General features: G+C 71.5%; 24 protein-coding genes and 3 pseudogenes. 12 read left to right on the forward strand and 15 right to left on the reverse strand.

Features of this window, described 5'->3' with window-relative positions; translation table 11 throughout:
* Positions 1 to 99: 99 nt before the first annotated feature.
* Together AC07DC_RS37405 and AC07DC_RS37410 are read right to left on the reverse strand one after the other, a co-directional pair.
* On the reverse strand, positions 100 to 306 hold the full coding sequence (locus tag AC07DC_RS37405; RefSeq protein WP_478919161.1) for a DUF5999 family protein: 207 nt from the start codon (positions 304 to 306) through the stop codon (positions 100 to 102).
* Positions 307 to 608: 302 nt separating this feature from the next.
* The gene (locus tag AC07DC_RS37410) at positions 609 to 1196 is read right to left on the reverse strand and encodes a hypothetical protein (protein WP_478919163.1); all 588 of its coding nucleotides are present in this window, start codon (positions 1194 to 1196) and stop codon (positions 609 to 611) included.
* A 464-nt stretch (positions 1197 to 1660) separates the two neighbouring features.
* Between AC07DC_RS37410 and AC07DC_RS37415 the strand changes: the two genes are divergently transcribed.
* On the forward strand, positions 1661 to 3154 hold the full coding sequence (locus AC07DC_RS37415) for a glutamate-cysteine ligase family protein (protein WP_478919164.1): 1494 nt from the start codon (positions 1661 to 1663) through the stop codon (positions 3152 to 3154).
* Between the two features lie 36 nt (positions 3155 to 3190).
* On the opposite strand, the gene AC07DC_RS37420 is transcribed toward AC07DC_RS37415, so the two are convergent.
* The gene (locus AC07DC_RS37420) at positions 3191 to 4981 is read right to left on the reverse strand and encodes a substrate-binding domain-containing protein (RefSeq protein WP_478919166.1); all 1791 of its coding nucleotides are present in this window, start codon (positions 4979 to 4981) and stop codon (positions 3191 to 3193) included.
* Between the two features lie 120 nt (positions 4982 to 5101).
* Between AC07DC_RS37420 and AC07DC_RS37425 the strand changes: the two genes are divergently transcribed.
* Complete coding sequence (locus AC07DC_RS37425) at positions 5102 to 5887, forward strand: CPBP family intramembrane glutamic endopeptidase (protein WP_478919168.1); 786 nt, start codon at positions 5102 to 5104, stop codon at positions 5885 to 5887.
* Between the two features lie 40 nt (positions 5888 to 5927).
* On the opposite strand, the gene AC07DC_RS37430 is transcribed toward AC07DC_RS37425, so the two are convergent.
* Positions 5928 to 6767: a PhzF family phenazine biosynthesis protein gene (locus AC07DC_RS37430; RefSeq protein WP_478919170.1), complete on the reverse strand. Its 840-nt coding sequence runs from the start codon at positions 6765 to 6767 to the stop codon at positions 5928 to 5930.
* A gap of 137 nt (positions 6768 to 6904) precedes the next feature.
* Between AC07DC_RS37430 and AC07DC_RS37435 the strand changes: the two genes are divergently transcribed.
* Positions 6905 to 7507, forward strand: coding sequence for a PadR family transcriptional regulator (locus AC07DC_RS37435; protein WP_269275816.1), 603 nt, complete (start codon positions 6905 to 6907; stop codon positions 7505 to 7507).
* Between the two features lie 35 nt (positions 7508 to 7542).
* Here the strand turns inward: AC07DC_RS37435 and AC07DC_RS37440 are convergent, their stop codons facing one another.
* Positions 7543 to 8562, reverse strand: a complete 1020-nt coding sequence (locus tag AC07DC_RS37440; RefSeq protein WP_478919172.1) for a LacI family DNA-binding transcriptional regulator — start codon at positions 8560 to 8562, stop codon at positions 7543 to 7545.
* A 166-nt stretch (positions 8563 to 8728) separates the two neighbouring features.
* Here AC07DC_RS37440 and AC07DC_RS37445 point away from each other — a divergent pair, with 166 nt between their 5' ends.
* Positions 8729 to 11008, forward strand: a complete 2280-nt coding sequence (locus AC07DC_RS37445) for a glycoside hydrolase family 3 N-terminal domain-containing protein (RefSeq protein WP_478919173.1) — start codon at positions 8729 to 8731, stop codon at positions 11006 to 11008.
* A gap of 100 nt (positions 11009 to 11108) precedes the next feature.
* Here AC07DC_RS37445 and AC07DC_RS37450 read toward each other — a convergent pair whose 3' ends face one another.
* Together AC07DC_RS37450 and AC07DC_RS37455 are read right to left on the reverse strand one after the other, a co-directional pair.
* A complete protein-coding gene (locus tag AC07DC_RS37450; protein WP_478919175.1) occupies positions 11109 to 11537 on the reverse strand; it encodes a type II toxin-antitoxin system Rv0910 family toxin in 429 nt (142 codons plus the stop codon).
* A 97-nt stretch (positions 11538 to 11634) separates the two neighbouring features.
* On the reverse strand, positions 11635 to 12174 hold the full coding sequence (locus AC07DC_RS37455) for an HAD domain-containing protein (RefSeq protein ID WP_478919177.1): 540 nt from the start codon (positions 12172 to 12174) through the stop codon (positions 11635 to 11637).
* Between the two features lie 93 nt (positions 12175 to 12267).
* On the opposite strand from AC07DC_RS37455, the gene AC07DC_RS37460 reads away from it, so the two are divergent.
* From AC07DC_RS37460 to AC07DC_RS37475, 4 genes are all read left to right on the forward strand, one after another.
* Positions 12268 to 12930, forward strand: a complete 663-nt coding sequence (locus tag AC07DC_RS37460; RefSeq protein ID WP_478919179.1) for a pyridoxine/pyridoxamine 5'-phosphate oxidase — start codon at positions 12268 to 12270, stop codon at positions 12928 to 12930.
* Positions 12931 to 13104: 174 nt separating this feature from the next.
* The gene (locus AC07DC_RS37465) at positions 13105 to 13617 is read left to right on the forward strand and encodes a Clp protease N-terminal domain-containing protein (RefSeq protein ID WP_478919180.1); all 513 of its coding nucleotides are present in this window, start codon (positions 13105 to 13107) and stop codon (positions 13615 to 13617) included.
* A gap of 12 nt (positions 13618 to 13629) precedes the next feature.
* The gene (locus AC07DC_RS37470; RefSeq protein ID WP_478919182.1) at positions 13630 to 14586 is read left to right on the forward strand and encodes an EamA family transporter; all 957 of its coding nucleotides are present in this window, start codon (positions 13630 to 13632) and stop codon (positions 14584 to 14586) included.
* A gap of 298 nt (positions 14587 to 14884) precedes the next feature.
* Positions 14885 to 15859, forward strand: coding sequence for a DMT family transporter (locus tag AC07DC_RS37475; protein WP_478919184.1), 975 nt, complete (start codon positions 14885 to 14887; stop codon positions 15857 to 15859).
* Positions 15860 to 15888: 29 nt separating this feature from the next.
* Here AC07DC_RS37475 and AC07DC_RS37480 read toward each other — a convergent pair whose 3' ends face one another.
* A complete protein-coding gene (locus tag AC07DC_RS37480) occupies positions 15889 to 16539 on the reverse strand; it encodes an FMN-binding negative transcriptional regulator (protein ID WP_478919186.1) in 651 nt (216 codons plus the stop codon).
* Between the two features lie 9 nt (positions 16540 to 16548).
* A complete protein-coding gene (locus AC07DC_RS37485) occupies positions 16549 to 17214 on the reverse strand; it encodes a pyridoxamine 5'-phosphate oxidase family protein (protein ID WP_478919187.1) in 666 nt (221 codons plus the stop codon).
* Positions 17215 to 17249: 35 nt separating this feature from the next.
* Here AC07DC_RS37485 and AC07DC_RS37490 point away from each other — a divergent pair, with 35 nt between their 5' ends.
* Entirely contained in the window at positions 17250 to 18581 is a 1332-nt protein-coding gene (locus AC07DC_RS37490; protein WP_478919188.1) for an aminotransferase class I/II-fold pyridoxal phosphate-dependent enzyme, read from the forward strand.
* Positions 18582 to 18680: 99 nt separating this feature from the next.
* On the opposite strand, the gene AC07DC_RS37495 is transcribed toward AC07DC_RS37490, so the two are convergent.
* Complete coding sequence (locus AC07DC_RS37495) at positions 18681 to 19673, reverse strand: DMT family transporter (RefSeq protein ID WP_478919190.1); 993 nt, start codon at positions 19671 to 19673, stop codon at positions 18681 to 18683.
* Between the two features lie 73 nt (positions 19674 to 19746).
* Here AC07DC_RS37495 and AC07DC_RS37500 point away from each other — a divergent pair, with 73 nt between their 5' ends.
* Entirely contained in the window at positions 19747 to 20664 is a 918-nt protein-coding gene (locus AC07DC_RS37500) for a LysR family transcriptional regulator (protein WP_478919191.1), read from the forward strand.
* 11 nt (positions 20665 to 20675) lie between these two features.
* Here the strand turns inward: AC07DC_RS37500 and AC07DC_RS37505 are convergent, their stop codons facing one another.
* The 4 genes and pseudogenes from AC07DC_RS37505 to AC07DC_RS37520 form a co-directional block, all read right to left on the reverse strand.
* Complete coding sequence (locus AC07DC_RS37505) at positions 20676 to 21374, reverse strand: class I SAM-dependent methyltransferase (RefSeq protein ID WP_478919192.1); 699 nt, start codon at positions 21372 to 21374, stop codon at positions 20676 to 20678.
* Between the two features lie 347 nt (positions 21375 to 21721).
* A pseudogene (locus tag AC07DC_RS37510) lies at positions 21722 to 21952 on the reverse strand (LLM class flavin-dependent oxidoreductase); the annotation flags it as partial.
* A gap of 146 nt (positions 21953 to 22098) precedes the next feature.
* Positions 22099 to 23370: a PP2C family protein-serine/threonine phosphatase gene (locus AC07DC_RS37515; protein ID WP_478919193.1), complete on the reverse strand. Its 1272-nt coding sequence runs from the start codon at positions 23368 to 23370 to the stop codon at positions 22099 to 22101.
* Between the two features lie 96 nt (positions 23371 to 23466).
* Complete coding sequence (locus AC07DC_RS37520) at positions 23467 to 24225, reverse strand: IclR family transcriptional regulator (RefSeq protein WP_478919195.1); 759 nt, start codon at positions 24223 to 24225, stop codon at positions 23467 to 23469.
* 161 nt (positions 24226 to 24386) lie between these two features.
* Here AC07DC_RS37520 and AC07DC_RS37525 point away from each other — a divergent pair.
* Both AC07DC_RS37525 and AC07DC_RS37530 read left to right on the forward strand, forming a co-directional pair.
* Positions 24387 to 24509 (forward strand): annotated as a pseudogene (locus AC07DC_RS37525) (PIN domain nuclease); the annotation flags it as partial.
* 359 nt (positions 24510 to 24868) lie between these two features.
* The gene (locus AC07DC_RS37530; RefSeq protein ID WP_478919196.1) at positions 24869 to 25762 is read left to right on the forward strand and encodes an LLM class flavin-dependent oxidoreductase; all 894 of its coding nucleotides are present in this window, start codon (positions 24869 to 24871) and stop codon (positions 25760 to 25762) included.
* Positions 25763 to 25787: 25 nt separating this feature from the next.
* Here AC07DC_RS37530 and AC07DC_RS37535 read toward each other — a convergent pair.
* Positions 25788 to 26024: pseudogene (locus AC07DC_RS37535) on the reverse strand (LLM class flavin-dependent oxidoreductase); the annotation flags it as partial.
* Positions 26025 to 26061: the final 37 nt, after the last annotated feature.

Here is a 26061-nt window from a genome sequence, read left to right on the forward strand (position 1 = left end):
CGCGCCGCGGTCGTCGTCCCCCCAACCTCCGGCCGGGGGTGCCCCCAACGTCCGCCGATACTGTCCGGGCCCCGCTGTTGTCGGCGGGGTCCGGAGGTTTCAGGCGGCCGTGGCGATCTGTTCGGTACCCAGCGGCCGGTGCGGGGCGATGATCTGCCCGTCGGGCAGCAGCTCGCCGGTGTCCTCGAAGAGCAGGACGCCGTTGCACAGCAGGCTCCAGCCCTGCTCCGGGTGGTGGGCCACGATGATGGCGGCCTCCCGGTCGGAGCACTCGGCGGTGGGGCACTGCGGCTGGTGCTGGCACATGGAAGGTGTCTTTCGCTGCGGTGGAGGAGTCGTGCGGTCGGATCGGCCTGATACCTGGTTCATAACCGCCCCCGTTCGTTCGGTCGGTCCCAGTGTTGCCCCACGGAGCGGAATCCGCAGGGATTTCGCGTGAGCTGTTCCTGCTAGGTGAGGACGCGTCACCCGACCGGGCGGTTGCCCTCACAGCGTGTGCCTTTTCGGGTGGTACACATGACCGATCCGGGTCGAGCAGTCACGGTACGCACATGACAACGCCCCCGTGACCCAGGGGGTCACGGGGGCGCCTGCCGTCCGGCCGCGCGTCAGACAGCCGACTCCAGCACAGGCGCGGGCGCCAGCCGCAGCGTGAGGACCGGCACCAGATCGGTCAGCCGGTGCAGCCGATGGGCGGCGATCCCCGGCGGCGCAGGTGCGAGGGGCACCAGCAGGTCGGCCGGGGCGGGCTGGGCGGAGCCGGCTTCGGCCGAGATGTCGCTGTGCAACCAGAGCGCCAGCATGTACAACCCGGGCACGGAGAGCAGATGCGGCTGGAAGGCGGTCGAGAGGGCTTCCGCCTGCCGCAGGGCGCGTTCGGTGGAGGCCAGGTACGGGCCCTCGAAGAAGCGGGAGAACACCCATCCGTCGGGGGTGCGGACGGTCTCGCCCGCCGCCGCTACGCGGTCGCCGGCGCGGATGTGGAATCGCCACCCGGTCAGCCGGGCATGCGGCAGACCGTGGCCCGAGGCGGCCGGCTCGAAGACGTGCACGGGGAGCGGGTGCTCGGGGATGAGCGGGCCCTCGGCCGAACGCAGCGCCGGCGTACGCGCCTCCAGAACGGCGGTGGGCGAACTCAGGGCGGCGAGGACACTCCGAAGGGCGGGTGCTGGTACTGCGGGGACATGCAGCGGCATGGTGGGTTGCCTCTCAGTCGGAGACACGGTGGTGCTGGACGGGTGCGGACGGCACTGTCAGCGGTGCGGTGAGGGGGTTCCTGCGCAGGCTACGTCCGGCGGATCGCGGAGTCTCTGCCTTGTGCGCGAAGTTTATACGACCTGTGTTCACACGGTGTTTCGGCTAGCTGTCGTGGGCATTGCGAGCAAGGAGGTAATTGGCCTTCCTGGCCAGATATTTCCTCCGCATTTGCGCCGGAGTACGCTCCCCCGAACTGCACATTCCCTGCCGCTGCGGACGGCTGGATCTCGTCGGTCCTTTTTACGAGGGGTACCCCTCATGCCGGGTTAACCCGACCATGCCGGGGGAATGTGCCGGAGAGACTATCCAGCAGCTTAGCTTCCGCTCGGCGCCGCCGGGGCCGTTATCGATCTTATGGGTTGGGCATCATCGTCACACGGCCCACTCGAGGAGGGACGCTCCTATGGGGGAGAAGGTCGTAGCCGTCGGGTTCGACCTGGCCGACCGGCAGCGGTACCGGATGAAGCTTCGCCAGTGTCTCATGGGACTGGAGCGACTGCTGGACGAGAAGAGGTTCGATCGGCCCAGGAATCTGATGGGACTTGAGCTCGAGTTGAATCTCGCCGATTCGGCCGGGTTGCCGCTGATGATGAATGAAGAGGTGCTGGAGCGGATCGCCAGCACCGATTTCCAGACGGAACTGGCGCAGTTCAATATTGAAGTGAACATTGCTCCCCATCATCTTTCCGGACGGGTGCTCGACCGGCTCGCGGAAGAGCTGCGCATCGGGTTGGGATACGCGGACCGCAAGGCCCGCGAAGTCGGTGCGCACATCGTCATGGTGGGTATTCTGCCGACGCTGGGCGCACAGGATCTGGTGGGGGCGAACCTGTCCCGGGCGGACCGTTACATGCTGCTCAACGACCGGATACTGGCCGCCCGCGGCGAGGAGATCACCCTGGACATCGCGGGGGTGGAGCATCTGCTCTACACCTCGGGATCGATCGCCCCCGAAGCGGCCTGCACCTCCATGCAGATGCATCTGCAGGTGACGCCCGCCCGGTTCGCCGCGGTCTGGAACGCGGCCCAGGCGCTGAGCGGACCGCAGGTCGCGGTGGGCGCCAACTCGCCGTTCCTGTTCGGCCGGGAGCTGTGGCGGGAGACCCGGCCGCCGCTGTTCCAGCAGGCCACCGACACCCGCCCGCAGGAGCTGCGGGCGCAGGGCGTGCGCCCGCTGACGTGGTTCGGGGAGCGCTGGATCGACTCGGCGTACGACCTGTTCGAGGAGAACCTGCGCTACTTCCCCCCGCTGCTGCCGATCTGCGACGACGAGGACCCGCTGGGGGCGCTCGACGCGGGGACCGTGCCGCGGCTCAAGGAGCTCACGCTGCACAACGGCACCGTCTACCGCTGGAACCGCCCGGTGTACGCGGTGGTGGACGGCGTCCCGCACCTGCGGGTGGAGAACCGGGTGATGCCCGCCGGCCCCACCGTCGCCGATGTGATCGCCAACACGGCCTTCTACTACGGGCTGGTGCGGGCGCTGGCCGAGGCGCCCCGCCAGGTCTGGCAACGGCTGCCGTTCGCCGCCGCGGCGGCGAACTTCGACGCCGCCTGCCGGCACGGCATCGGCGCCGTCATGCACTGGCCGCGGCCGGGGCGGGGCGGCGGGGTGGTGGAGCTGCCCGCCGTGGAGCTGGTGCTGGAGGAGTTGCTGCCGCTGGCGTCGGCCGGACTCGACGCCTGGGGCATCGAACCCGTCGACCGCGACCGCTACCTCGGCATCATCGAGGCCCGCTGCCGGCTGCGCACCAACGGCGCCGAATGGCAGTCGGCGGTCTTCCACCGCGCTCTGGAGCGCGGCCTCGACCGGCGGGCCGCGCTCGCGTCGATGACGCTGCGCTACTGCGAGCTGATGCACTCCGGGGAGCCGGTGCACACCTGGCCGGTGAGCTGACCGGGGATCCGGCCGGGCCCACCGGCTCCGGGGACGTCAGGCCGTGGCGGCCGCCGCGCTCGCCGCGGCCGCCACCACCGCCTTGAACAGCACCGCCTGGATCTGCCCGGGGTCGGTCACCCGGTACGCCGCTCCGCCGGTGGCTCTGGCCATGCGGTCGCACGCGGACTTGTCGGCGTCGGGGCCGACCGCGATGACGATGAGCGGGACGGGGCGGGCGGGGTCGCCCAACTCCTTCAGCTTGGTGGTCAGGGCGTCGAGGGAGATGCTCCCCGGGTCCTCGTTCGCCCCGTCGGTGAGGACGACGACCGTGTTGAACTTGCCCGCGGCGAACGACTTCCTGGCGTCCTGGTACACCGCGAGTGTGGTGTCGTAGAGGCCGGTCGCACCGCCTTCGACGGGCTGCAGGGCGCCGAACGCGCCGGTCAGCCGGTCCCGTTGGGTGGTGCCCTGGGCGGTGCGTACGCCCAGCCGGCCGGTCTCGACGACCTTCTGGTAGTCGCGGGAGCCGTCGAGCCGGGTGGAGAAGCGCCACAGGCCCACTTCGTCCTCGGGCGTGAACTGCGTCAGCGCCTGCAGCAACGAGGCCTTGGTGACGTCCAGCCGGGTCTTGCCGTCGGTGCCGGGCACCGGCTCGGCCATCGACCCGGAGACGTCGACGACCGTGGTGATCCGGGCGCTCTGCACGGTGATCTGCCACATGACGCGCAGTTGCTGCAGGGTCTGTCCCGTCGGTGCGGGTAGCGGCTCCGCGCCGACCGGCTGTGGCTCCGCGCCGCCCGCGCCGCGTACCAGCGCCGGGTCGGGGGCGCCGGTCGGCGGCCGGAAACCGCGGGCGGACAGCAGCCGCACGCTGGCGTCGCTGCCGAGCAGCGACATGAAGCGCGACACGGCCCGGGACTGGTCGGTGGAGAGCGAGCCGTCGTCCAGCGCCGCGTAAGGGTAGTCCAGGTCCACGGTGCCGTCCTTGGGATAGAACAGCTTCAGCGCGGGCCGGCCGTCGCCCGCGGTGTTGCGGACGAACGCCGCCTGCTCCGAGATCACCAGCGCCTGGTTGCGGTGCGGGTTCTCCAGTTCGGACGTGCTGGAGTCGTTGGGCAGGGTGGCCACGATCTGCGCGTCGCCCGGGGCGGTGTACTGCGCCAGCATCTTCGCCGCGGCGGCGGACTCGGTGTCCACGTCACCGCCCCTGCGGCCGATCGACGACGTGATCATCGTGAACCCCAGCAGCCCGGTCGCGCTGCGCGAGGGATCCGCGCTGCCGAGGCGGAAGTTGCTCTTCTCACCGGCGGCCGTGGTCAAATCGGCCCAGGTGTACGCCTTGGAAGGCCAGCCCAGGCTCTTGGCCTGCGCCTGCAGCGTGCCGACGACGACGGGGGAGCGGGCGATGGTGGTCATCGAGGACAACGGGGTGCCGCGGCCGCCGACGTTGACCTGGTCGAGCCACAGGCTGGAGTCCGGGATCCAGACCTGGAAGCCGGCGTGCGCCGGGGCTTTGCCGAGGGCGTCCGCCACATCGGCCGAGGCACGCGCGATCACGGTGACGTCGAGGCAGCGCCCGTCGGTCTTCACACCGGTGGCCCTGGCCTGTCGGGCGATGGTGGTGAGAGCGGGCGCGATGTCGGGTGAGGCGGCGACAGAGATCTTGACCACGCCCTCCGCGCACTGCCCGCTCACCGGCAGCAGACCGCCGCGCAGCACGACGAAGGTACCGGCACCCATCGCCAGGACGAACGTGGTGGTGACCGCTATGGTGCGGCGGCGTACCCGTGGGCGCGGCGCTCCGCCGGCCTCCCGGGGATCAACTGGAATGCGGTGACGTCCCATGGCTGTTGCGTCTCTCCTGAGGGGGGCTCCGGCCTGTCGCGCGCGATCTTCGTATCTTTTTTCGAGACCCTAGCCAAGCGGGAACGGCACCGAGGCGGGATGACGTAAATGGAGGTTCGGGTGCACACAGAGTCATACGGGTCGGATGCCGGGCTCGCGCGGCGGACTCTGCGGAGCGAGGCACTGCTCGTACTGGCCCTGTCGCTCGGCGCCAGCGCCGTCGGCGCGCTCATCAGCTTCGTCGGGTCGCTGACCAAGCCCGGAGCGCTCAAGGACCAGGCGGCCACCCTGGTCGGCTCCCAGGCGCCGGGCCGGCCGTGGCTCGATCTGGCGTGGCAGCTGTTCGGGATCGCCACCGCCCTGGTCCCGGTCGCCCTGGTCGCGCACCTGTTGGCCCGTGAACGGGTCGGCATAGGTTCCATCGGCTTCGACCTGACGCAGCCCCGCCGCGATCTCGGCCGCGGCACGCTCGTCGCGGCGGCGATCGGCGGTACCGGGCTGCTGTTCTACCTCGGCGTCCGCGCGGCCGGGTTCAACCTCACCGTGGTGCCGGAGTCGCTGCCGGACGTGTGGTGGAAGATCCCGGTCCTGATCGCCTCGGCCGTGCAGAACGCGGTGCTGGAGGAAGTGATCGTCGTCGGCTATCTGCTGCGCAGGCTCGGGCAGTTGGGCTGGACACCGGCCGCCGCCCTGGCGGCGAGCGCGGTGCTGCGCGGCTCGTACCACCTGTACCAGGGCGTCGGCGGGATGATCGGGAACATGGTGATGGGGGTGGTGTTCGTCCTGCTCTACCGCAGATGGGGACGGGTCGGCCCGCTGGTCGCCGCACACGCCCTGATAGACACGGTGGCCTTCGTCGGCTACGCGCTGCTGGCCGGCAAGGTCGGCTGGCTGCCGACGGGCTGAGCCCGCGCGCGGTCGCCGCCCCCCGATCCGGCCCGGGCGGCTACGGCGCCGCGTGCAGCTCGCCGTCGATGACGGTCACGGCCGTGCCGGTGAGCAGTACGCGGTCGCCGCGCAGTTCGGTACGGACGAAACCGGTGCGGGCGGAGACCTGCAGTCCGGTCAGTTCCGCGCGCCCGAGCCGGGCGGACCAGAACGGCGCCAGGGCGGTGTGGGCGCTGCCGGTGACCGGGTCCTCGTCGATGCCGACGGCGGGGAAGAACCCGCGCGAGACGAAGTCGTAGCTTCGGGAGGGGTCTTCGGCCGCGGCGGTGGCGATGACCCCGCGCGGGCCGAGCGCCGCCAGGGCGGCGAAGTCCGGGGCGAGGGCGCGTACGGTCGCCTCGTCCGCCAGCTCGACCAGCAGGTCGCCGACGTCCGGGCCGGTGTCGTACCCGGCCAGCGGCTGCGCGCCGAGCGCGAGCGCCACGGCGGGCGGTGGCGTGGCCGCGGTCAGCGGGGCGGTGGGGAAGTCCATGGTGAGCGAGCCGCCGTCGGCGGGCCGGACGCTCAGGACTCCGCTGCGGGTGGCGAAGCGCACCTGCGAGGTGGCGGCGCCCGTGGAGAACAGCACATGCGCGGTGGCGAGCGTGGCGTGCCCGCACATGGCGACCTCGGTCGCGGGGGTGAACCAGCGCAGCGCCCAGTCGGCGTCAGCGCCGTCCGTATCACCCGTGCCGTCTTGGAGGCGGTGTGCGAAGGCGGTCTCGGAGAGGTTGACCTCGGAGGCGACCCGCTGCATCCAGCGGTCGTCGGGGAAGGTACCCGCGTCCAGGAGCAGGACCCCGGCCGGATTGCCGGCGAAGGGCCGGTCGGTGAAGGCGTCGACGATTCGAATCCGCATGTGTCGACGGTAGGCAGCGGCAAAGCCGCAGGCCAGAGCCAATCGGGGGGAGGTGGCCCGGAAGAGGGTTGCCGAATGAACGCTTCCGATATATCGTTGAAGCATCGCGACCGATCAACGATGGAAGGAGCGTAACCATGCGTTCCCAAGGGCATGAACACGAACACCGCGGACCCGGCCACCACGGCAGGGGAGAACGAGGAGAGCAGCGACGTGCGGCCTTCGGACCGTTCGGACCGCCCTTCGGGGGTGGCCCCTTCGGCGGCCCCGGCGGGCGCGGTCGGGGCGGGCCCAGGGGCCGGGCGAGGCGCGGCGACGTCCGCGCGTCGATCCTGGCGCTGCTCAAGGACCGACCGATGCACGGCTACGAAATGATTCAGGAGATCGCCGAGCGCAGTGGCGGCGCGTGGAAGCCGAGCCCCGGCTCGGTCTACCCGACGCTGCAGTTGCTGGAGGACGAGGGCCTGATCACCAGCGCGAGCGAGGGCGGCAAGAAGCTGTTCACGCTCACCGATGCCGGCCGGACCGAATCCGAAGCGGGGCCCGAGGCCCCCTGGGAAGAGGCCGGCCGGGGCGTCGACTGGGATGCCATGAACGAGATCCGGAAGGCCGGCGGCGGGCTCGTCGAGGCCTTCAAGCAGGTCTGGTCGACCGGGACGCCCGCCCAGCGCGAGAAGGCGCTGGTCGTGGTGAACGACGCCCGTAAGAAGCTTTACCTCATCCTCGCCGAAGAGGACTGAGGCCGGAGGCTCTCCGTCGAGCCGGTCCGAGGCACCTATGCCCCGGGCCGGCTCGACGCGCGTACGACGAGCCGGGTCGGCACGATCCAGGGCTCGGCGGGCTCCGCCGGATCGGCGTCGAGCAGTCCGCGCAGCGCCTTGACGGCCGCCGAGCCCAGCGCGCGCTGGTCCTGGGCGACGGTCGTCAGGGCCGGGCGGACCAGCGAGGCCGCGTCGATGTCGTCGAAGCCGACGATCGCGAGATCGCCGGGTACCGACAGCCCCGCGTCGGCGGCCGCGTGCAGCGCGCCGATCGCCATCTGGTCACCGGCCGCGAAGACCGCGGTGGGCGGCTGCGGCGCGGCGAGCAGGGTACGCACCGCGTCCTGGCCGCTGTTCAGGAAGAAGTCCCCGGTGACCACGTACTCCGGGGGCACGGCCACTTTGAGCCGGGCGCACGCCTGCTGGAATCCGGCCAGCCGTTCGGCGGCCGGCGGCAGGTTCAACGGGCCGGTCACGGTGGCTATCCGGCGGTGCCCCTGCGCGTACAGGTGCTCCACGGCGGCGGCCGCGCCGGCGGCGTTGTCGGAGGTGACCCGGACGGTACGGGGGCCGCTGAGCGCGACGTCTATCCCGGAACAAGGGACATCGGAGGCGGCCAGGGCCCGCAGGGCGCGGTTGTCGGCGGGGGTGCCGAGCACGACGACACCTTCGAGATTGTGGCGCCGCACCGCCTGCAGATACGTGGTGTCCTCGTCGTCGGGTCCCGAGGTGGTCAGCAGCATCAGGTGGTAGTCGGCCTCGGACAGCGCGTTGCGCACCGCGCTCAACAGCCCCTGCAAGAACGGGTGCTGGAAGCCGAGCGTCTCGTAGCCGGTGTCCCAGACCAGGCCGATGGTGTCGGACCGGCGGCGCACCAGCGTGCGGGCGGGTTCGTTCGGGGCGTACCCGAGTTCGCTGGCCAGCCGCCGGATCCGGTCGCGGGTCGCCTCGCTCACCTCGGCCCGGTCGTTGAGCGCGCGGGAGACCGTTGCGGTCGAAACACCGCTGCGGAGAGCCAGTTCGCGGATGTTCACGGCGATTGCACCTGTTCCTGGAGTGGCGAGGGTGTGTGCTGCACACAGTCTTGACGATGTGTCATGGCGAAGACAGACTTCCGGCGCACCGGAAACGTTTACGTAACGCGGCTCCGCCACCGGGGCCCGACAGGAACGGGATGCTGCGATGCCACGCGCGATGCCAATGAAGTCCCCCAGAAGCCGCTTCAGAGCACTTGTCACCCTGGCCACCGCCGCGGCCTGTGTCGCCGCGGTCGGCGCGGTACCGGCCACCGCGGGGAGCTCGGCCCACTACACCGACGCCAGGGCGCCGATCGATCTGCGCGTCAAGGACCTCCTGAAGCGGATGACGCTGGAGGAGAAGATCGGCCAGATGGACCAGATCGCCGTCGCCCGGGTCCAGGGCGACTGCGAATGGAGCGGCGGCGCCCTCAACGAGACCTGCATGAAGTCGGTGCTGGGCGACTACGCGGCCGGCTCGATACTCTCCGGCGGCGGCATGGGGCCCGCGGTGAATACGCCCGCCGAGTGGGCGAAGATGGTCAACACCGTGCAGAAGTACGCCGTCGACCACTCGCGGCTGCACATCCCGGTGCTCTACGGGGTGGACGCCGTGCACGGCCACAACAACGTGCTCGGCGCCACCGTCTTCCCGCACCAGATCGGCATGGGCGCCACCTGGGACCCGGCCACCGTGCAGGCGGCGGGGGCCTCCACCGCGCGCTCGGTCGCCGCGACCGGCATCGACTGGAACTTCGCGCCCGTCGCGGACCTCGCCCGCGACCAGCGCTGGGGCCGCTACTACGAGACCTTCGGTGAGGACCCGCTGCTGGCCGGGACGCTGGCCGCGGCGAGCGTCACCGGCATCGACTCGGCGAACGGCGCCAAGCACGTCGTCGCCACCGTGAAGCACTTCGGCGGCTACTCCGAGCCGGCCAACGGTCATGACCGGGTGCCCGCCGACGTCTCCATGCGCTACCTGCAGGACACCCTGCTGCCGTCGTACAAGCAGGCCGTGCAGGCCGGGGCGAAAACGGTGATGGTCAACTCCGGTGCCATCAACGGCGTTCCGGCGACCTCGTCGAAGTACCTGCTCACCAAGGTGCTGCGCGACCAGTGGGGCTTCAAGGGCGTCACGGTCAGCGACTGGGAGGACGTCCGGGCACTGCAGACGAAGTACGAGCTCGCCGCCGACTACCCCGAGGCGATCGCCCTGGCCGTCAACGCGGGCCTGGACATGGCCATGGAGCCGTACTTCGCCAAGGAGTGGAGCACCGGCCTGAAGACCGCTGTCGACCGCGGTCTGGTGTCGGTCAAGCGCATCGACGAGTCGGCCGGCCGGATCCTGCGGATGAAGTTCGAGCTCGGCCTGTTCGAGCACCCCTACGTGGACGCGGCCAAGGCCGACGCCGCGGTTCTGGGCGCGGACAAGGACCTGGCGCGCAAGGCGGCCGCCGAGTCGCAGGTGCTGCTGCGCAACGACGGCGGGGTGCTGCCGATCTCGCCTGCGGCCAAGAAGATCGTCGTCGCGGGTTCCTACGCCGATGACATCAACGACCAGGCGGGCGGCTGGACCATCGGTTGGCAGGGCGTCCCCGAGGGCGTGACACTTCCGGGCACCACCGTACTGGCAGGGATCAAGGAGGCGGCGCCCGCGGGCACCGAGGTGGTGCGGGCCACCAGCGCCGACGACGCGGTGGCGCAGGCCGAGGACGCCGATCTGACCGTCGTGGTCGTCGGTGAGAAGGCCGCGGCGGAAGGCGCCGCGGACAGCCCGCGGCCCGAACTGTCGGCGGACCAGCAGGCGTTGGTCAAGGCGCTGAAGGCGTCCGGCAAGCCGGTCGTCACCGTCGTCATCGCGGGCCGGCCGCTCGTGCTCGGCGACGCGGACGGCACCCAGGGACTGCTGATGTCCTGGCTGCCGGGCAGCGAGGGCGGGCACGGTGTGGCCGACGTGCTGTTCGGCGCGGCCAACCCCAGCGGCCGGCTGCCGGTCTCCTGGCCGAAGCACATCGGCAACGAGCCGCTGTACTACCAGCAGTTGCCGGGCACCAACGGCGGGCCGGAGTCCTCGTACGACGCCGCCTACCCGTTCGGCGCCGGGCTCTCGTACACCTCCTACAGCTTCGGCGCGATCACGGCCGACCGGACGGTGGTACGGGCCGGTGACCCGGTCGGGGTCAAGGTGACCGTCTCCAACACCGGTGGCAAGGCCGGCGACCTGGTGGTGCCGGTGTACGTGGCACGTCCGACCAGTGACGTCCTGGCGCCGGCGACCCGGCTGGTCGCCTTCACCAAGGTGCACCTGGCGGCGGGGGAGACCCGGACGGTGCGGCTGCAGGTGCTGCCGGGCACCCTCGCGGTGACGCCGGGCGACCTGGACGGCGCGGGCGCGCAGAGGGTCGAGCGCGGCGCGTACACCTTCTCGGCGGGCGACAAGAGCGCGGCGGTGACAGTGCGCTGAGCCGTCCGGTGCGGGGCGGCGGGTGCGGTGCGACGGTCCCTGCCGTCGTCCCGCACCCGTCCGTCCGCGCTCGCAGCGGCCGTGCGCTCAGGCCCTACGGCTACTCGACGAGCCCGGCCAGCTTGCGCAGCGATTCGTTGAGGGCGGCGGTCGCCGAGTCCTTGAGCTTGCCCGCCATCATCGCGACGGCGGCGCCGGCGAAGCTGCTGTCGATCCGCAGCTCGGTGCCGTCTCCGTCGGGGGTCAGGGTGTAGCGCATGCTGAGGTTGACACCCATCGGGCCCTTGCCCGCGATGCCCAGCACCCGCTCGACCTCCAGGGCCTCCACGGTCCAGGTGACCTCGGCCGGGAACCCCATCATCTTCATGTTCTCCTGATAGGTGGCACCGGCCGCCAGCGGCGACGGGCCCCCCTTCGGGAAGTTCGTGTGGGTGGCGCTCCACTGGCCGTACGACGCGAAGTCGGTCAGCTGCCTCCAGACCTTCTCGGCCGGGGCCGCGATGCGCGCCTGTGCGGAGACTTCGGCCATGCGATCACTCCTTGTGCGAAGGCGCTGCGGCTCGCGCGCAGCGACGGTGTCGCGGAACGTAGTCGCAGCCGCCCGAACATTCAATACTGATGAAGCATCAGAACTGACGAACCGTCAGAGGTTCTCGGCGGGCCAGCCGTACGCTGCGCGTCGGCAGCGGCCCGCGGTTCAGCAACCGGTCCACCTGACCCCGGTTCAGGCCGTGCGCGGGATTGATCCGCAGCAGCACCCGGTCCGGGCGGAACCGCGCCTGCCGGGCGAGCCGGCGCGGGATGATGTCGTCGATCCAGGCGAACGGCCGGCCACCGGCGTGGCGCAGGATCGGCGCCCACTTCCGGCCGGTGAACAGGTCCGCGCGCGGCAGCCGCGGATCGCCGGGACGCGGGCGGTAGCGGCCGAACTCCACCACCGGCAGTTCCGGCAGGCCCAGCCGCGGGGCTATGTACCGGTTGGCCTCGTGCTCCCAGGTACTGGCCCAGGTGAGCTCGTAGACCGCGGACAGTTCGCGCAGCCACGCGCCGTGTTCGGCCGAGAGCAGCACGGTGTGGTCCAGGATGTCGTACGCGGTGAATTCCGCCGATGGCAGCACCGGATTGAGGACGCCGTCGATGTCGAGGAAGAGCAGCGGTCTGACCATCGGTCTCCTTCCCCGGGCGGGGCAGGCGGGTACTCGTGCCTGTGAGGGACGAGGATCGGGGCCACAGTGGTTGCGCGCTCAACAGGAGGACATATGGACGAGGAACTGCCGGCCCGGCTGCGCGCCGTGCCGGTGCTGGCCGGACCCCTGCCGCGGTTCGACCCGGACGGCGCGGACCCCTCACCCGGGCGCCAGTTCGCCCGCTGGCTGGACGACGCGCTGGACGACGGCGTACCGGAACCGCACGTCATGACGCTCAGCACCGCGGACCGCGACGGGCGTCCCTCGGCGCGGGTGCTCATGCTGCGCGGCCTCGACACCGACGGGTGCGCGTTCGTGTTCGCGTCCGACGCGGGCAGCCGCAAGGGGCACGACCTGTCGGCGAACCCGCACGCCGCGCTGAGCTGGTACTGGCCGCTGCACGGCCGTCAGATCCGGGTCGTCGGCGGGGTCGAGGCACTGGACGAGGGAACCGCGCGCGACGATTTCCTGGGCCGCCGCGAAGCTTCCCGCATCGCGGGTTTCACCGGCCGGATGAGCGCCCCGCTCACCGGGGCCGACGCGTACGACGCGGAGCGGCGGCGGGCCGCGGACGTGGTCGCGGCCGACCCGCAGGCCGTTCCGGAGGGCCACACCGTCTACCGGCTCCGGGCCGAGGAGATGGAGTTCTTCCAGGGGGACCCGGGCGGCTTCCACGTGCGGCTGCACTACGTCCGGCAGGGCGACGACTGGAGGCGGGGACTGCTGTGGCCTTGAGCGGTCCTGCCGTCCGGCCGTGAGCCGCCGGCCGTGAGTCACCGGGCCGCGAGTCGTCCGGCCGTGAGTCATCCTCAGGGATGAGAGCGGCCGGACGCCCCCGCCTTCGGGCGGACGCGCACATGGCCCCTGGCGGGGATGTTCCGGACACTCCGCCCTGATGAGGTGGGGTATGTGCACAGCGAAACCCGCCCCCTGGACCTGACTCACCCCGACAACGACGCGCGGCTCACCGTGGAGCTGCGCACGGTGGCGGCCGGCGCCCGGCGGCGCGCGGGGCGGGACGGGGACCGGCAGATCGACACCGCCCACCTGCTGCACTCCCTGCTGGAGACCGACCCACGGGCGCGGGCCGCCTGCGACGCGGGCAGCGGGCAAGTGGTGCGCGTGCTCGGCTACCTGGCGCAGCGCAGCATCGGCTACGGCATGGAGTGGCAGGGGTCGGTGGAGGACTCCGGGGCGCTGCCGGTGGTCACCGCGCGGAGCACCCCGGGCTGGAGCCCGTCGGCCGCCGCCGCGATGCGCACAGCGGTGCGCTCGGCCCAGCGCGGGGGCCGCACCCAGGCCGACGGGATCGATCTGCTCAACGCACTGACCGCCGACCGGCACAGCCGCGCCGTCGAGGTACTGCGTACCGCCGGTCTGGATGTCAGCCGCTACCTGGACGAAGGACCTGTCGCGAGCTGACATCATGGCCCGATGCATGCGTCTCAGGGGAGAAACGCGGGGCTGGGGCTCGCCCTGGCCTCAGCGTTCGCGTTCGGTGGTTCAGGAGTAGCGGCGAAGCCGCTGATCGAGGCGGGACTCGACCCGCTGGATGTGGTGTGGCTGCGAGTCGCGGGAGCGGCGATCATCATGCTGCCGGTCGCGCTGCGCCACCGCGCCCTGCTGCGGCAGCGCCCCGGACTCCTGGCGGGCTTCGGCCTCCTCGCCATCGCGGGTGTGCAGACGTTCTACTTCGCGGCGATATCCCGGATCCCGGTGGGTGTCGCGATCCTCGTCGAGTTCCTCGGCCCGGCCCTGCTGCTGGGCTGGGTGCGCTTCGTGCAGCGCCGCCCGGTGAGCCGGGCGGCGGCGATCGGGGTGGTGTTGGCGGTCGGCGGCATGGCCTCGGTGGTCGAGGTCTGGTCGGGGCTCGCCTTCGACGCCTTCGGCCTGCTGCTCGCCTTCGGCGCGGCCTGCTGCCAGGTCAGCTACTTCGTACTGGCCGACCACGGAACGGAGGGCGAGGACGCCCCCGACCCGATCGCCGTCATCGCCTTCGGTCTGCTGATCGGCGCCGCGGTGATGACCGCCGTGGCCCGACCGTGGGGGATGGACTGGGCGGTGCTCGGGCGGCAGGCCGCGCTCGGCGACAAGCAGGTGCCCGCGGTACTGCTCGTCGGCTGGATCGTCCTGGTGGCGACCGTTGTCGCCTATCTGACCGGGGTGCTGGCCGTGCGCAAGCTGACCCCGCAGGTGGCCGGGGTGGTCGCGTGCCTGGAAGCGGTGGTGGGGACCGTGTTCGCCTGGATCCTGCTCGGCGAGCACCTGGGGGTACCGCAGATCATCGGCGGAACGCTGGTGCTGGCGGGCGCGTTCGTCGCCCAGACCACCACTCAGAGCGGCCGGAGCAAACCGGTGGCCGAGCCGCTGCCGCAGCCCGACCTGGTCTGAGGACGGCACGGTGAGCTCGGGGGCGGCCCGGATCCGGTGCCCGGCTCTCGTCCCGAATTCGGTGCCCGGCTCTCGCTCCGCATCCCGCACCCGGATCTCGCGCCTCGGAACCGCCTTGTAGGGGCCGGTCCGCTCCTCGTAAGGTGACGATCATGCACCTCACCGTTCTGCCGCCGCCCGCCGCCTAGGCGGGCCGCCAAGCCACGGAAGACCCGGCTCGGGCACGTACCCGAGCAGGTCGCGGCTGCCCGCACACGGGACCACGCGACCATTTCAAGTCCTCCGCGGGAGAACACTCGTGCCGTCGATCCATGGCCACACCCTTGCCCCGTCCGTCGGACGCGGCCTGCTCTACGTCACCTTCGCCGCCACCGCCTGGGGCACCGCGGGCGCCGCCGCCGCGCTGCTTCTGGCGAGCAGCGGCCTCGGCCCCATCGCTCTGACCTTCTGGCGCACCGCCGGCGGCTTCGCGCTGCTGCTGCTCGTCCGGCTGGTCCGCCGCCACGGCGCCGTCCGTACCTCGGTGCGGAAGGAGCCCCGGCGCCGCGCGGTGCTGCGCATTCTGGCCACCGGACTCGGCCTGACGGTCTTCCAGGCCGCCTACTTCGGCGCCGTCCAGTCGACTGGACTGGCCGTCGCCACCGTCGTCACCCTGGGCGCGGGCCCGGTCCTCATCGCCGTCGTCGCCCGCCTCACCATGGGCGAACGGCTGGGCCGCGGCGGCGCCGTGGCGGTCTCCGGCGCTCTGGCGGGACTCGCCGTACTCGTCCTGGGCAACGGCGGCGGATCCGTGGCCCCGGCCGGGGTCGGGCTCGCGCTGCTGTCCGCGTCCGGCTACGCCTGCATCACGTTGCTGACCCGCTGGATGGGCCGCGGCGGTGAGGCCGGGGACCCGTTCGCGACCTCGCTGTGGTCCTTCGCGGTCTGCGCCGCGACGCTGCTGCCACTCGCTCTGGCGGAAGGGGTGTGGCCGCGCGGCGCGGACCTCGGCCACACCCTGTGGCTGCTGGTCTACCTGGCCTCCGTGCCGACGGCGCTCGCCTACGGGCTGTATTTCGCGGGCGCCGCGGTGGTCCGCGCGGCGACGGTCTCCGTCATCGCGCTGATCGAACCGGTCTCCGCGGCGGCCATCGCCGTCGTCGTCCTCGGCGAACGGCTGACCGGCGCGACCGTGCTGGGCACCGTGATCCTGCTGGGCGCGGTGACGGCGCTGGGCCTCGAAGAGGCCCGGCTGGCCTCGGCCGGCCGCCGTGCGGCGGCCGGCACAGGATGAACGGCTGAGGGCGCGGTCCGGCCGGTGACCTAAAGCCTCTCCGGGTCTGAGGCCGCCAGCCGGCGCAGCTGGTGGGCGCGGGCTTCCGCGTCGTGCGGGGCGGCCCGCTCCGCGAGGCGCTCCGCGTCCCGCCGCTGCATCTGCCGGGGCTTGTTGCCGCCGTACTTGAACTTCGCGCGGACCTCGGTCACCTCCAGCCGGATGCCGCGGATCCCGGGCAGCATCCGGCCGAACGGTGCCTGCCCGGGGGCGACGAGCGCGTAGTCGCCGGCCGGCTGGAAGTGCGCGAGCTGGCGGTGCAGCACGGCGGCCTTCTGCGCCTCGTCGTCGATGACGTGCGCCGTGCACACCAGCTGGACGGCGGCGTAGAAGCTGGTCGGGGTGCCGTGCTCGGCGGGTACGCCCTCGGGGGCGTGCCACGGGCCGGGGATGAACGTGTAGTCGTCCACGACGCTGAGCGTCACCCGCGGGTTCGCTTCGAGGGCGGGCCACAGCGGGTTGGGGCGGGCGAGATGGGTGAACGCCTCGTTGTGCTCCGCGTCGTAGGCGAAGTGCAGCGGCTGGACGAACGGGGCTTCGCCGGGCAGGCCGTTGACGGCCAGCTGCCCGAAGTCGTGGGCGGCGAGCCAGCTCTGCCACTCGGCGTCGTCCTGCGGTGCGTCCCAGGGGTGGATCAGCATGTCGGTCCCTCAGACGAGATAGGCGGGCAGTGCGACGGCCGGGTCGAGGTCGTCGGCCGGAACGGGGGCGCCGTACGTCTTGCTGACCGGCACGATGCCGGTCCAGTACGGCAGGCCGGCGTCCTCCGGCTCGTCTTTCGGGCCGCCGGTGCGGACCTTCGCGGACACTTCCAGGAGGTCGAGCCGGATGACGGTCGTCGCGGCCAGCTCCTTGGCGTTGGCGCGGCGCGAGTCGTCAGCGCGGCCTGCCACGACCTGGTTGACCAGCGCGTCCAGCGCCTCGGCGCGCTCCGCCGGATCGGTGACCTGGTGGGCGGTCCCGTGCACCACCACCGAGCGGTAGTTCATCGAGTGGTGGAAGGCGGAGCGGGCCAGCACCAGGGCGTCGAGGTGGGTGACGGTCAGGCAGACGGCCAGCCCCGGATCCTTCGCGCCGCGCAGGGGGCGCGATCCGGTCGAGCCGTGGACGTAGAGCCGCTCGCCGATCCGGCCGTAGAGGGTGGGCAGGACGACGGGCGCGCCGTCGCGGATGAACCCGAGGTGGCAGAGGTAGCCCTCGTCGAGGATCGCGTGGACGGTGTCACGGTCGTACGCGGCACGCTCCCGTATCCGGGTGGGGACGGTGCGTTCCGTGGCCTCGTACGACGGGGCCCGGGTGGCGGAGGTGTCGGCCATAGCGAAATCCTTTGAACTAGTGCATAATCAACTTTGTGCTAGGAGAGTATCGAATCACGGGCCGGGGCGCATCGGGTATCGCCGCCGACATCGAGCGCGCGGTGGGCGAGGGCACGCTCAAGCCCGGCGCGGCGCTGCCACCGCTGCGCGAACTGGCCCAGGAACTGGACGTGAACCCGAACACGGTGGCCGCCGCCTACCGGCTGCTGCGCGACCGCGGGGTGATCGAGACGGCCGGGCGGCGCGGCAGCCGGGTGCGGTCCCGGCCCGCCACCACCTCGCGCGACCAGATCCGGATCGATGTGCCGCCGGGAGTACGGGACATCTCCGACGGCAATCCGGATGTCTCGCTGCTGCCCCCGCTCGACGCGGCGTTCGCGGCGGCGGTCGCCCGCAACGCCGAGCAACCCGCGCTCTACGGCGGGCCGGCCGTCGACGCCGAGCTGAGCGGCCTCGCCCGCGCGGCCTTCGACCGGGACGGCGTGCCCGACGGCCCCATCGGGCTCACCTCGGGATCGCTCGACGCCATCGAACGGGTGCTGGCGGCCCATCTGCGTCCCGGTGACACCGTGGCGGTCGAGGATCCGGGCTGGGGGAGCGTGCTGGACCTGGTGCCCGCCCTCGGGCTGCGCGCGGTGCCGGTCGGGGTCGACGACGACGGTCCGGTCGTCGCGGACGTCGTGCGGGCGCTGCTGGCCGGGGCGCGCGCTCTCGTGGTCACCGACCGCGGCCAGAACCCCACCGGCGCGGTGATCTCGGCGGACCGCGCGAGGGAACTGCGCGAGGTGCTCGCGCGCCATCCGGAAGTCCTCGTGGTGGACGACGACCACGTCCACGGACTGGTCGAACTGCCGCTGCAGTGCCTGTCGGGCGTCACCACGCACTGGGCGCTGGTGCGTTCCACCGCCAAGGCGTACGGCCCGGACCTGCGGCTTGCCGTCTTCACCGGCGACCCGGTCACCGTCGACCGCGTCCAGGGCCGGTACCGGCTGGGCGCCGGCTGGGTCAGTCATCTGCTGCAGCGCGCGGTGGTGCACCTGTGGGAGTCCGGCGCGGTCGATCCGCAGGCGGTGGCGCGGTCCTACGGCCGGCGGCGCGACGCCCTGGTGCTGGCCCTCGCCGAACGCGGCATCGCGTCCCACGGGCGCAGCGGCATGAACGTCTGGGTGCCGGTCTCCGACGAGACCGGCGCCGTGGCCGGCCTGCTGCAGGCCGGCTGGGCCACCGCCCCTGGCGCGCGCTTCCGTCTCGCCTCCGCCCCCGGAGTGCGGCTCACGGTCTCCGCCATCGGCGACGGCGACATCGTGCCGCTCGCGGACGCGGTCGCCCGGGTGATCGGGGCGCCGGGCGCGGGGCGGTACGGCTGATCGGGTGCGGGGACGGGTACGGGTGCGGGGACGGGTACGGGTACGGGTACGGAGACGTGGGCGCTGGGACGTTGAAGCCGGGACGTTGCGCCTGGATCGTTACGGCTGGGGCGTACCGGCGGCCGCGGCCGGTCGTGAACGGCGGGGGCGCAGCTGGGTGAGAGCGGCGCCCGCCAGGACGACGGCCGCACCGACCGGCTCGTTCCAGCCCAGCCGCTCGTGGAGCAGCAGCACGCCCGCGGCGGTGGCGACGACCGGGATCAGATAGGTGACCATCACGGCGATGGTCGGTCCCTTCTCGGCGACCAGGGCGTACTGGAGCAGGAACGCGATCCCGGTGCCGAGGGCGCCGAGCGCGATGACCGAGAGCACGGACAGGATCGGGAACGAGGTCGGAACGGAGGTGAAGAACGGCGTGACCAGGGCGAGCTGGACCGTGCCGAGCAGCAGCTGGCTTCCGGAGAGCGCCAGGTTGGAGTTGCCGGTACCCGCCAGGGTGCGGCGCACGTACGCCCAGCCGACCGCGTAACTGGCCGCGGCCGTCAGGGCCATGGCGGTGCCCGCCGGATCCTGGCCGGAGAAACCCTGCCAGGCGCCGAGCACGGTCAGCACGCCGAGGAAACCGAGGCCGACGCCGGCGAACCGCTGCCGCGTGGGCTTGTCCTCGGAGAGCGCGACGACCGAGACCACCATGCTCCACAGCGGGGTGGTGGCGTTGCAGATCCCCGCGAGGGTGGAGGGGATGGTCAGCTCGGAGTAGGCGAACAGCGAGAACGGCAGCGCGTTGAGCAGGAGCGCGGCGACCGTCAGATGCAGCCAGATCCGCTTCCCGCGCGGCAGCCGCTCGCGCTTGACGACCAGGGCGGCGACCAGCACGGCCGTGCCGAAGACCATCCGGCCCAGCGTCACCTGCAGCGGGGCGAACGCCTCCGTGCCGACCTTGATGAAGAGAAAGCTGAAGCCCCAGATGATGCCCAGGAGGGCGAACCGGATCCGCCAGTCCACCGCGCGACGGGCGGCCGGTGCCGCCTCCGGTATCAGGTCGGGCGCGGCGCTGGCGGGGGTGGGCCGGAGGCCGGCGGGGACGCTCATGTTCCTAAGATGACGGATTTGATTCCGTAGAACAAGCGAGTTTAGGTACGAGAGAACGCGTAGAATCGCTTACATGTTGAACCTGGAGCGCCTCCGGATCCTGCATGCGATCGCCACCTACGGCTCGGTCAGCGCCGCCGCCGATGTCCTGCATGTGACGACGTCGGCCGTCTCCCAGCAGATGGGCAAGCTGGAGCGCGAGACCGGCCAGCAGATGCTGGCCAAGAACGGCCGCGGGGTCCGCCTCACCGACGCCGGCCGGCTGCTGTCCGGCCATGCGGAACGCATCCTCTCGCTGGTCGAGCTGGCGCACTCCGACCTGGAGGCGCACCGGGGAGCGGCCGTCGGCGAGGTCGTCCTGGGGGCGTTCCCGACCGCCGCCAGGGGGCTGCTGCCGGCGGCCCTCGCGACGCTGCGCCGGGACCACCCCCAGCTGCGGCCCCGGATGCGGGAGATGGAGCCGGCCGAGTCGGTGGCCCGGGTGGTGCGCGGGGACATGGACCTCGCCGTCGTCCTGGACTGGTACAACAGGCCGCTGTCGCTGCCGTCCGGCCTCGCCAAGGCCCCGCTGCTGGACGACATCGCCGATGTCGCGATGCCGTCGGACCATCCGCTCGCCGGCCGCGCCCAGATCGAGCTGGAGGACTTCGCGGACGACGACTGGGTCTCCTGGCCGGACGGCGAGTTCTGCCACGACTGGCTCATGTTCACCCTGCGCGGCAAGGGGATCGAGCCCCGCCTGTCGCACTCCGCCGAGGAGCACCACACCCAACTCGCGCTGGTCGCGGCCGGACTCGGCGTCGCGGTCGCCCCCCGGCTCGGCCGCGGCCCGGTCCCCGACGGCGTGAGCGTCGTCCCCGTCCGTCACACCATGCACCGCCACGTCTACGCCGTCTGGCGCGAAGACGCCGACCGCAGACCGGCGATCCGCGCCGCGGTCGAAGCCCTGCAGTCCTCAGCGGGCGCCGCACTCACCACGGCGGCGAGCTGACGCCCTGACGGTCACCCGGGCTTGCGGACTCTGACGGCCAGGACGGTCGGGGTCGGCGCGCCGCCCTCCGTGAAGCGTTCGAGCACCAGGCCCGCCGCGAGGAACGCATGCATCAGCTCGGGCAGCGGATAGTGCGTGGCGCCCACCTTGTCGCGTACTCCCGCGGTCGTCCAGGAGGCCTTGGTCCAGTGACCGTCGCGGTAGCCGGGACCGATCACCACCGCGTCCGGGTCCGCGCGGTCGGCGAACCCGCCGCAGAAGCACGGATGGACGCCGATGTGCACCAGCACGCCGCCGGGGCGCAGCACCCGGGCCGACTCGCGCAGCACCGCCGGATACCCGGGCATGTCGGTGTGGACCATCATCGAGACGACGGCGGGAACGGAGCCGGCCGCTATGGGCAGCCGCTCGGCGTCGGCCCGCGCGATGGGCAACCGGCCGCGCGCGTGCCGCAGCATGCCGCCGGAGAGATCCACGCCGACGGGGGTCCAGCCCAACTCGCGGACCCGTTCCGCATGCGTCCCGGTGCCGCAGCCGATCTCCAGACAGGTGCCGCTTCCCTCACCCAGCAGTTCGCGCAGGGCGCGGTGGATACCCAGAGGATCGACATCCGCCACGGGTTCCCCGGCCTCCGTCCTCGGCTGCCGCCCACCGAGGAACTCCTCCTCGTACCAGTCGGCGATCTCGTCGTAGGCCGCGGTCGGGGCCATGAGGAACCTCCGTGGGTCGGGTACTTCCGGGGTTCGGCCGGGCTTCCGGCCGTTGTCGGTCCCGTACCTTCCCCGGACAACCCACGGGTATCGCTCGTTCGCCAGGGGCTTGGCCGGGCTCGGCCGGCTGCTCGCGCTGGTGTGGCGCGGCATTGATGACCCCGGCCAGGCCGGTGTGCGGGTGCACGTCTGCCGGACGGCCGGAACCGTGCGGGGAAGCACCGGGGTCAATCGTTGAGCGCACAACCAAGTGTGCGCACTGAGACGTCAGATGCGCACGTGAATCGCCGTACTGGGGCAGCCCGGACATGACTACGTCGGCATTTTTGACCGGATTGCCCTGGTTGTTACCGGATGGCGAGCTGGGCGAGCGCTTCGGTGGCGATGCGTTCGAAGAGCTTGGGGTCGGCGGCGAAGTCGGAGTCCTCGATCGGCCAGTGGATGACGATCTCGTCGATACCCAGCTCCGCGTGACGGCCCGCGAAGTCGGTGAAGGCGTCGAAGGAGTCCAGCGGGCGGTCCGGGGTGAAGCCGGTGAGCATGATCTTGTTCAGCTCGGCGGCGTCCCGGCCGATCTCAGTGATCTTCCAGCCGCATCGATGGGAGAACGAGCGATGTTCGAAGGACGCCCCGACGGACTGCCCCCTGGCCATCGTGCCCACTCCGCAGCCTCTGCCGGTGAGACCGAGACAGGCCGCTTGGCAGCGCGGCGAGGTCGCCTGCCTCATGGACCCGGACGGGGTGCAGTGGCAGCGCATCGACTTCTTCGCCGTCCCGAAGGCCCACCGGTTCCTACCCACGGGCCCGCGACCGAAGTCCGGCGCTCAGGTGCCGACGTCGAGCCGACAACGGCCGGCTTCCGGAGCAGGAGCAGCGCCGCGTCGTCGTGGAGCCGACCGCCGACGTGGGCCAGCAGTTCGTCGTGGAGTGCGGCGAGGGTACGGGTCGGCTCGTCCGACATGTGCCGCGCCACCCGCTCCATGAGCGGGTAGAACTCACGACTGTGGTTGCGGGCCTCGGTGACCCCGTCGGTGTAGAGGAGCAGCTGGTCACCGTCGGCGAAGGGCAGCACCTGGAGACTCGGGGTCTCGCCGGTGAGGGCCCGCAACCCGAGCGGTGGAGCCGGACGCGTCGGCTCGACAGCCGTGACCTCGAAATCGCGAACCACCAGCGGCGGGGCGTGTCCGCAATTGACCACCTCCATGCGCCCGGCCCCGGGGTACCCGACGACCACGGCGGTAACGAAGTCGTCGGGACCCAGGTTGCGCGCCAGGCTCCGCTCTATCCTGCCGACGACGTCGAGGAGGTCCGGTTCGTCGTAGGCGGCCTCGCGGAAGACACCGAGCACCAGAGCGGCGGTGCCCACCGCGGGCAGTCCCTTGCCGCGCACGTCGCCGACGATCAGCCTGACCCCGTACGGAGTGGGGATGAGGGCGTAGAGGTCGCCGCCGATCCGGGCCTCCGCCGCGGCGGCGCTGTAGCGGACGGCCACCTGGAACTCGCCGACAGTGGCGGGCACGGGCTTGAGGAGGGCGTGCTGGGCAGCCTCGGCGACTGAGCGGACGGCCGCCAGTACCCGTTCGCGACGCCCGCGCAGCGCGCTGGCCTGGCTGCTCGCCAGGGTAACGGCGACCAGTGCGGACAGCACGATTGCCTGTTCACGGACCGAAGCACCGCCACGGGCGCCGAGCACGGCACCCAGCGCCACGGCGAGGAAGCCGATCCGAAGCACTCCCCATGGCCTGCTGGGGGCGGCGGCCAGCGCAGGCCCGACGGCGAGCAGCGGCAACCAGGTCATCCCACCTCCGCTGACGAGGGCGAGGAGTGCAACGGCAGAGACGATCAGTGAGGGCGCCCAGGCGGCGAGGTGGGCGGCGACGCGTGACTGCTCCTCCGGCGCTGTCCTCGGGGCCGGGCCCGCCGACCCCACGCGAAGCCGCTTCCTGAGCTGCCACGTCGGCCGATGATCGCGCTGATGCTCTTGGGCATAGCTCATGTCCTCTTCCGCAGCCCTCTCCTGCTCACGGCGCGTACGCCAGTCCGTTTCATCCAGAGAACAGGTAGCCGTGCGGGAGCCGCAAGGGCGATATTTTCAGATAGTGAGCGAAAGGCCCCTGGTCACACGACTCGCTGTCGGGACCAGCCGCGCTCGAACCTGCTCGATGCGGGAGAGCCGGTCTGCCCGGAGTGAGACACCGAGCGAGCCGAGCTTGTGCCCGCTGTACACGGGCACCGCGACGCAGATCGTGCCCAGGGCGTACTCCTCCAGGTCCATGACGGTCGGGGCCGTGGGGGTTGAGTCGAGTTGTCGAAGCAGTTCGGAGCGGTGGGTGATGGTGCGGGGCGTGAGGTCGGCGAGGGAATGCCGGGAGAGGTACTCGTTGCGGGAGTCGTCGTCGAGCTCGCGCAGCACGCACTTGCCCAGCGCCGTGGCGTGCCCGGCGTCCTCGAATCCCACCCAGAGGTCGACCCGTGGTGCCCGTGGGCCCTCGACGATCTCGGCGACCCGGATCTCGCCCTCCTCGTAGAAGGTCAGATAGGCGGCGGCCGACAGTTCGTCCCGCAGAGCGGCGAGCATGGGACGGATACGGGTGATCAACCCCTGGCCGCGGCTTCCGGCGTGCAGCGTGTGCAGTCTGTCTCCGATGACGTACGCCCCGTCGTCCAGCTTCCGCAGGTATCCGTCGTGGACCAGCGTCCGCAGCAGGTGATAGGTGGTGGCCAGTGACAGTCCTGCCTCACGTGCCAGCTGCTTCGCCGGAGCACCGCCCTCGTGTGCCCCTACGGCTTCCATCAAGCGGAAGGCTCGCTGCACTGAAGTGATGAGCGTAGGGCTGCCATGAGGACCCATGTCCCAAGCTTGCGCCCGGCGGCACCGCGCCAGCAAGCTCAGCCTGGACCGGCCCCGGCCGACCCGTCCCACACCGTCTCGTCGAGGTCTTGGCCTCCCGGCTCAGCTGGTCGGCGAGGGCGGCGCCCCCCACCGCGTGGTCGGGGACCGACTCGGCCTGGCTGGTCGCCGCCACGGCGGAACTGCAACGCCTGACCCTCCTGCACCGCGACCGGGACTTCGAGTGCATCGCTGCCTTCACAGGACAAGCTCTCCAGTGGTACGGACCCGCAGCCGGAAGGTAGACCCAGGACCGGTTGCAGTTTTGGTTGCATTCACCCTCGTCCAGCACCGTTCACAGCCGCGCCAGATAGCCGTTCCGGCGCAGGTCAGGACAGCGCTGATCTGTCGCGAACAGCCGGACGAACAGTTGGAAAGCGTGTTGTGGACGGGCGAGACGATCATTTCGCGGTGTGCTGCTTCCGCAGGTCGTGGCGGCCCTGGTCTTGCCGAAGGTGAAGCGGACCTGGCTGCGGCCGGCCTCCGGGCCTCCGTAGAAGGCGGCCTCGCCCAATGGCCACCCCGCCGCGGGGAAGGACGCCTGACGCTGCTGACCTGGGCCTGCGACCAGGGTGTTCAGGCGCGTTCCACGTAGGGTCGGAGCATGCGACTGAGCACTGTGATCCTCCCCATCCACCGCTGGCAGCAGGGCCAGAAGGTGTGGCGGCACGCTGAAGACCTCGGCTTCCACACCGCGTATACCTACGACCACCTGTCCTGGCGGACCTTCCGCGACGGGCCGTGGTTCGGCGCGGTGCCCACGCTGACTGCTGCTGCGGCCGCCACAACGCGCCTCCGGTTGGGGACCCTCGTTACGTCTCCTAATTTCCGGCATCCCGTGATGCTGGCGAAGGACCTGATCACGCTCGACGACGTGAGCGGTGGGCGGATCACGCTGGGGATCGGGGCCGGGGGGTCGGGGTTCGACGCCACAGCGCTGGGGCAGGAGGCATGGACGCCGAAGGAGCGGGCCGACCGGTTCGCGGAGTTCGTGCCGCTGCTGGACAAGCTGCTGTGCGAGGACATCGTCAGCTTCGAGGGCGAGTTCTACTCCGCGCACGAGGTGCGGAACATCCCCGGTTGCCTGCAGCGCCCCCGGCTGCCGTTCGCTGTGGCCGCCACCGGGCCGCGGGGGTTGAAGCTGGCCGCACGCCACGGCCAGGCGTGGGTGACGACCGGCGACCCGAAGCTGTTCGAGACTGGCACCCCTGAGCAGTCGCTGGAGGCCGTCAAGGGTCAGCTCGACAAGCTCGGCGCGGCCTGCGAGGCGATCGGCAGGGACGCCGACGAGCTGGAGAAGATCATGCTCACCGGCTTCACCCCGGACCCGCGCGGCCCGCTGGAGTCCGTGGACTCGTTCGTCGACTTCGCGGGCAAGCACCGCGAGGCGGGGATCACCGAGCTCGTGCTGCACTGGCCGATCCCGGAGACCGAGTTCGCCGCCGACCTCAAGACCTTCGAGCAGATCGCCACCGAGGGCCTGAAGCAGCTCGTCTGAGATGGATGTTGCCTGGTCAGGCTGCGATAGGTGAAAGAGGCTTGACGGAGGTGACGAGCGTGCCGAGCCGCAGTCGCTCGGTGGCCGTCGCGGCCGCGGTGAGGGTGGGCACCGCGCCGAACCACGGCCCGTCCCGGAAGGTCCGCCAGGAGAGGTGGTCATACGTATAGGCGGTGTGGAAGCCGAGCTCCTCGGCCCGCCGCCACACCTCCTGGCCCTCGGTCCAGCGGTAGACGGGAAGGATCACAGTGCTCAGTCGCATACCCCGACCTTACGATGCGCCTGGTCAGGTCGTCACA

It is taken from the genome of Streptomyces sp. NPDC045021, from assembly GCF_056432645.1.

Excerpts from the sequence above, each read along its gene's own strand:
- AC07DC_RS37405 (WP_478919161.1), bottom strand. The coding sequence starts at position 306 with ATGTGCCAGCACCAGCCGCAGTGCCCCACCGCCGAGTGCTCCGACCGG.
- AC07DC_RS37410 (WP_478919163.1), bottom strand. The coding sequence starts at position 1,196 with ATGCCGCTGCATGTCCCCGCAGTACCAGCACCCGCCCTTCGGAGTGTC.
- AC07DC_RS37415 (WP_478919164.1), top strand. The coding sequence starts at position 1,661 with ATGGGGGAGAAGGTCGTAGCCGTCGGGTTCGACCTGGCCGACCGGCAG.
- AC07DC_RS37420 (WP_478919166.1), bottom strand. The coding sequence starts at position 4,981 with ATGGGACGTCACCGCATTCCAGTTGATCCCCGGGAGGCCGGCGGAGCG.
- AC07DC_RS37430 (WP_478919170.1), bottom strand. The coding sequence starts at position 6,767 with ATGCGGATTCGAATCGTCGACGCCTTCACCGACCGGCCCTTCGCCGGC.
- AC07DC_RS37435 (WP_269275816.1), top strand. The coding sequence starts at position 6,905 with ATGCGTTCCCAAGGGCATGAACACGAACACCGCGGACCCGGCCACCAC.
- AC07DC_RS37445 (WP_478919173.1), top strand. The coding sequence starts at position 8,729 with ATGAAGTCCCCCAGAAGCCGCTTCAGAGCACTTGTCACCCTGGCCACC.
- AC07DC_RS37450 (WP_478919175.1), bottom strand. The coding sequence starts at position 11,537 with ATGGCCGAAGTCTCCGCACAGGCGCGCATCGCGGCCCCGGCCGAGAAG.
- AC07DC_RS37455 (WP_478919177.1), bottom strand. The coding sequence starts at position 12,174 with ATGGTCAGACCGCTGCTCTTCCTCGACATCGACGGCGTCCTCAATCCG.
- AC07DC_RS37460 (WP_478919179.1), top strand. The coding sequence starts at position 12,268 with ATGGACGAGGAACTGCCGGCCCGGCTGCGCGCCGTGCCGGTGCTGGCC.
- AC07DC_RS37470 (WP_478919182.1), top strand. The coding sequence starts at position 13,630 with ATGCATGCGTCTCAGGGGAGAAACGCGGGGCTGGGGCTCGCCCTGGCC.
- AC07DC_RS37480 (WP_478919186.1), bottom strand. The coding sequence starts at position 16,539 with ATGCTGATCCACCCCTGGGACGCACCGCAGGACGACGCCGAGTGGCAG.
- AC07DC_RS37485 (WP_478919187.1), bottom strand. The coding sequence starts at position 17,214 with ATGGCCGACACCTCCGCCACCCGGGCCCCGTCGTACGAGGCCACGGAA.
- AC07DC_RS37495 (WP_478919190.1), bottom strand. The coding sequence starts at position 19,673 with ATGAGCGTCCCCGCCGGCCTCCGGCCCACCCCCGCCAGCGCCGCGCCC.
- AC07DC_RS37500 (WP_478919191.1), top strand. The coding sequence starts at position 19,747 with ATGTTGAACCTGGAGCGCCTCCGGATCCTGCATGCGATCGCCACCTAC.
- AC07DC_RS37505 (WP_478919192.1), bottom strand. The coding sequence starts at position 21,374 with ATGGCCCCGACCGCGGCCTACGACGAGATCGCCGACTGGTACGAGGAG.
- AC07DC_RS37515 (WP_478919193.1), bottom strand. The coding sequence starts at position 23,370 with ATGAGCTATGCCCAAGAGCATCAGCGCGATCATCGGCCGACGTGGCAG.
- AC07DC_RS37520 (WP_478919195.1), bottom strand. The coding sequence starts at position 24,225 with ATGGGTCCTCATGGCAGCCCTACGCTCATCACTTCAGTGCAGCGAGCC.
- AC07DC_RS37530 (WP_478919196.1), top strand. The coding sequence starts at position 24,869 with ATGCGACTGAGCACTGTGATCCTCCCCATCCACCGCTGGCAGCAGGGC.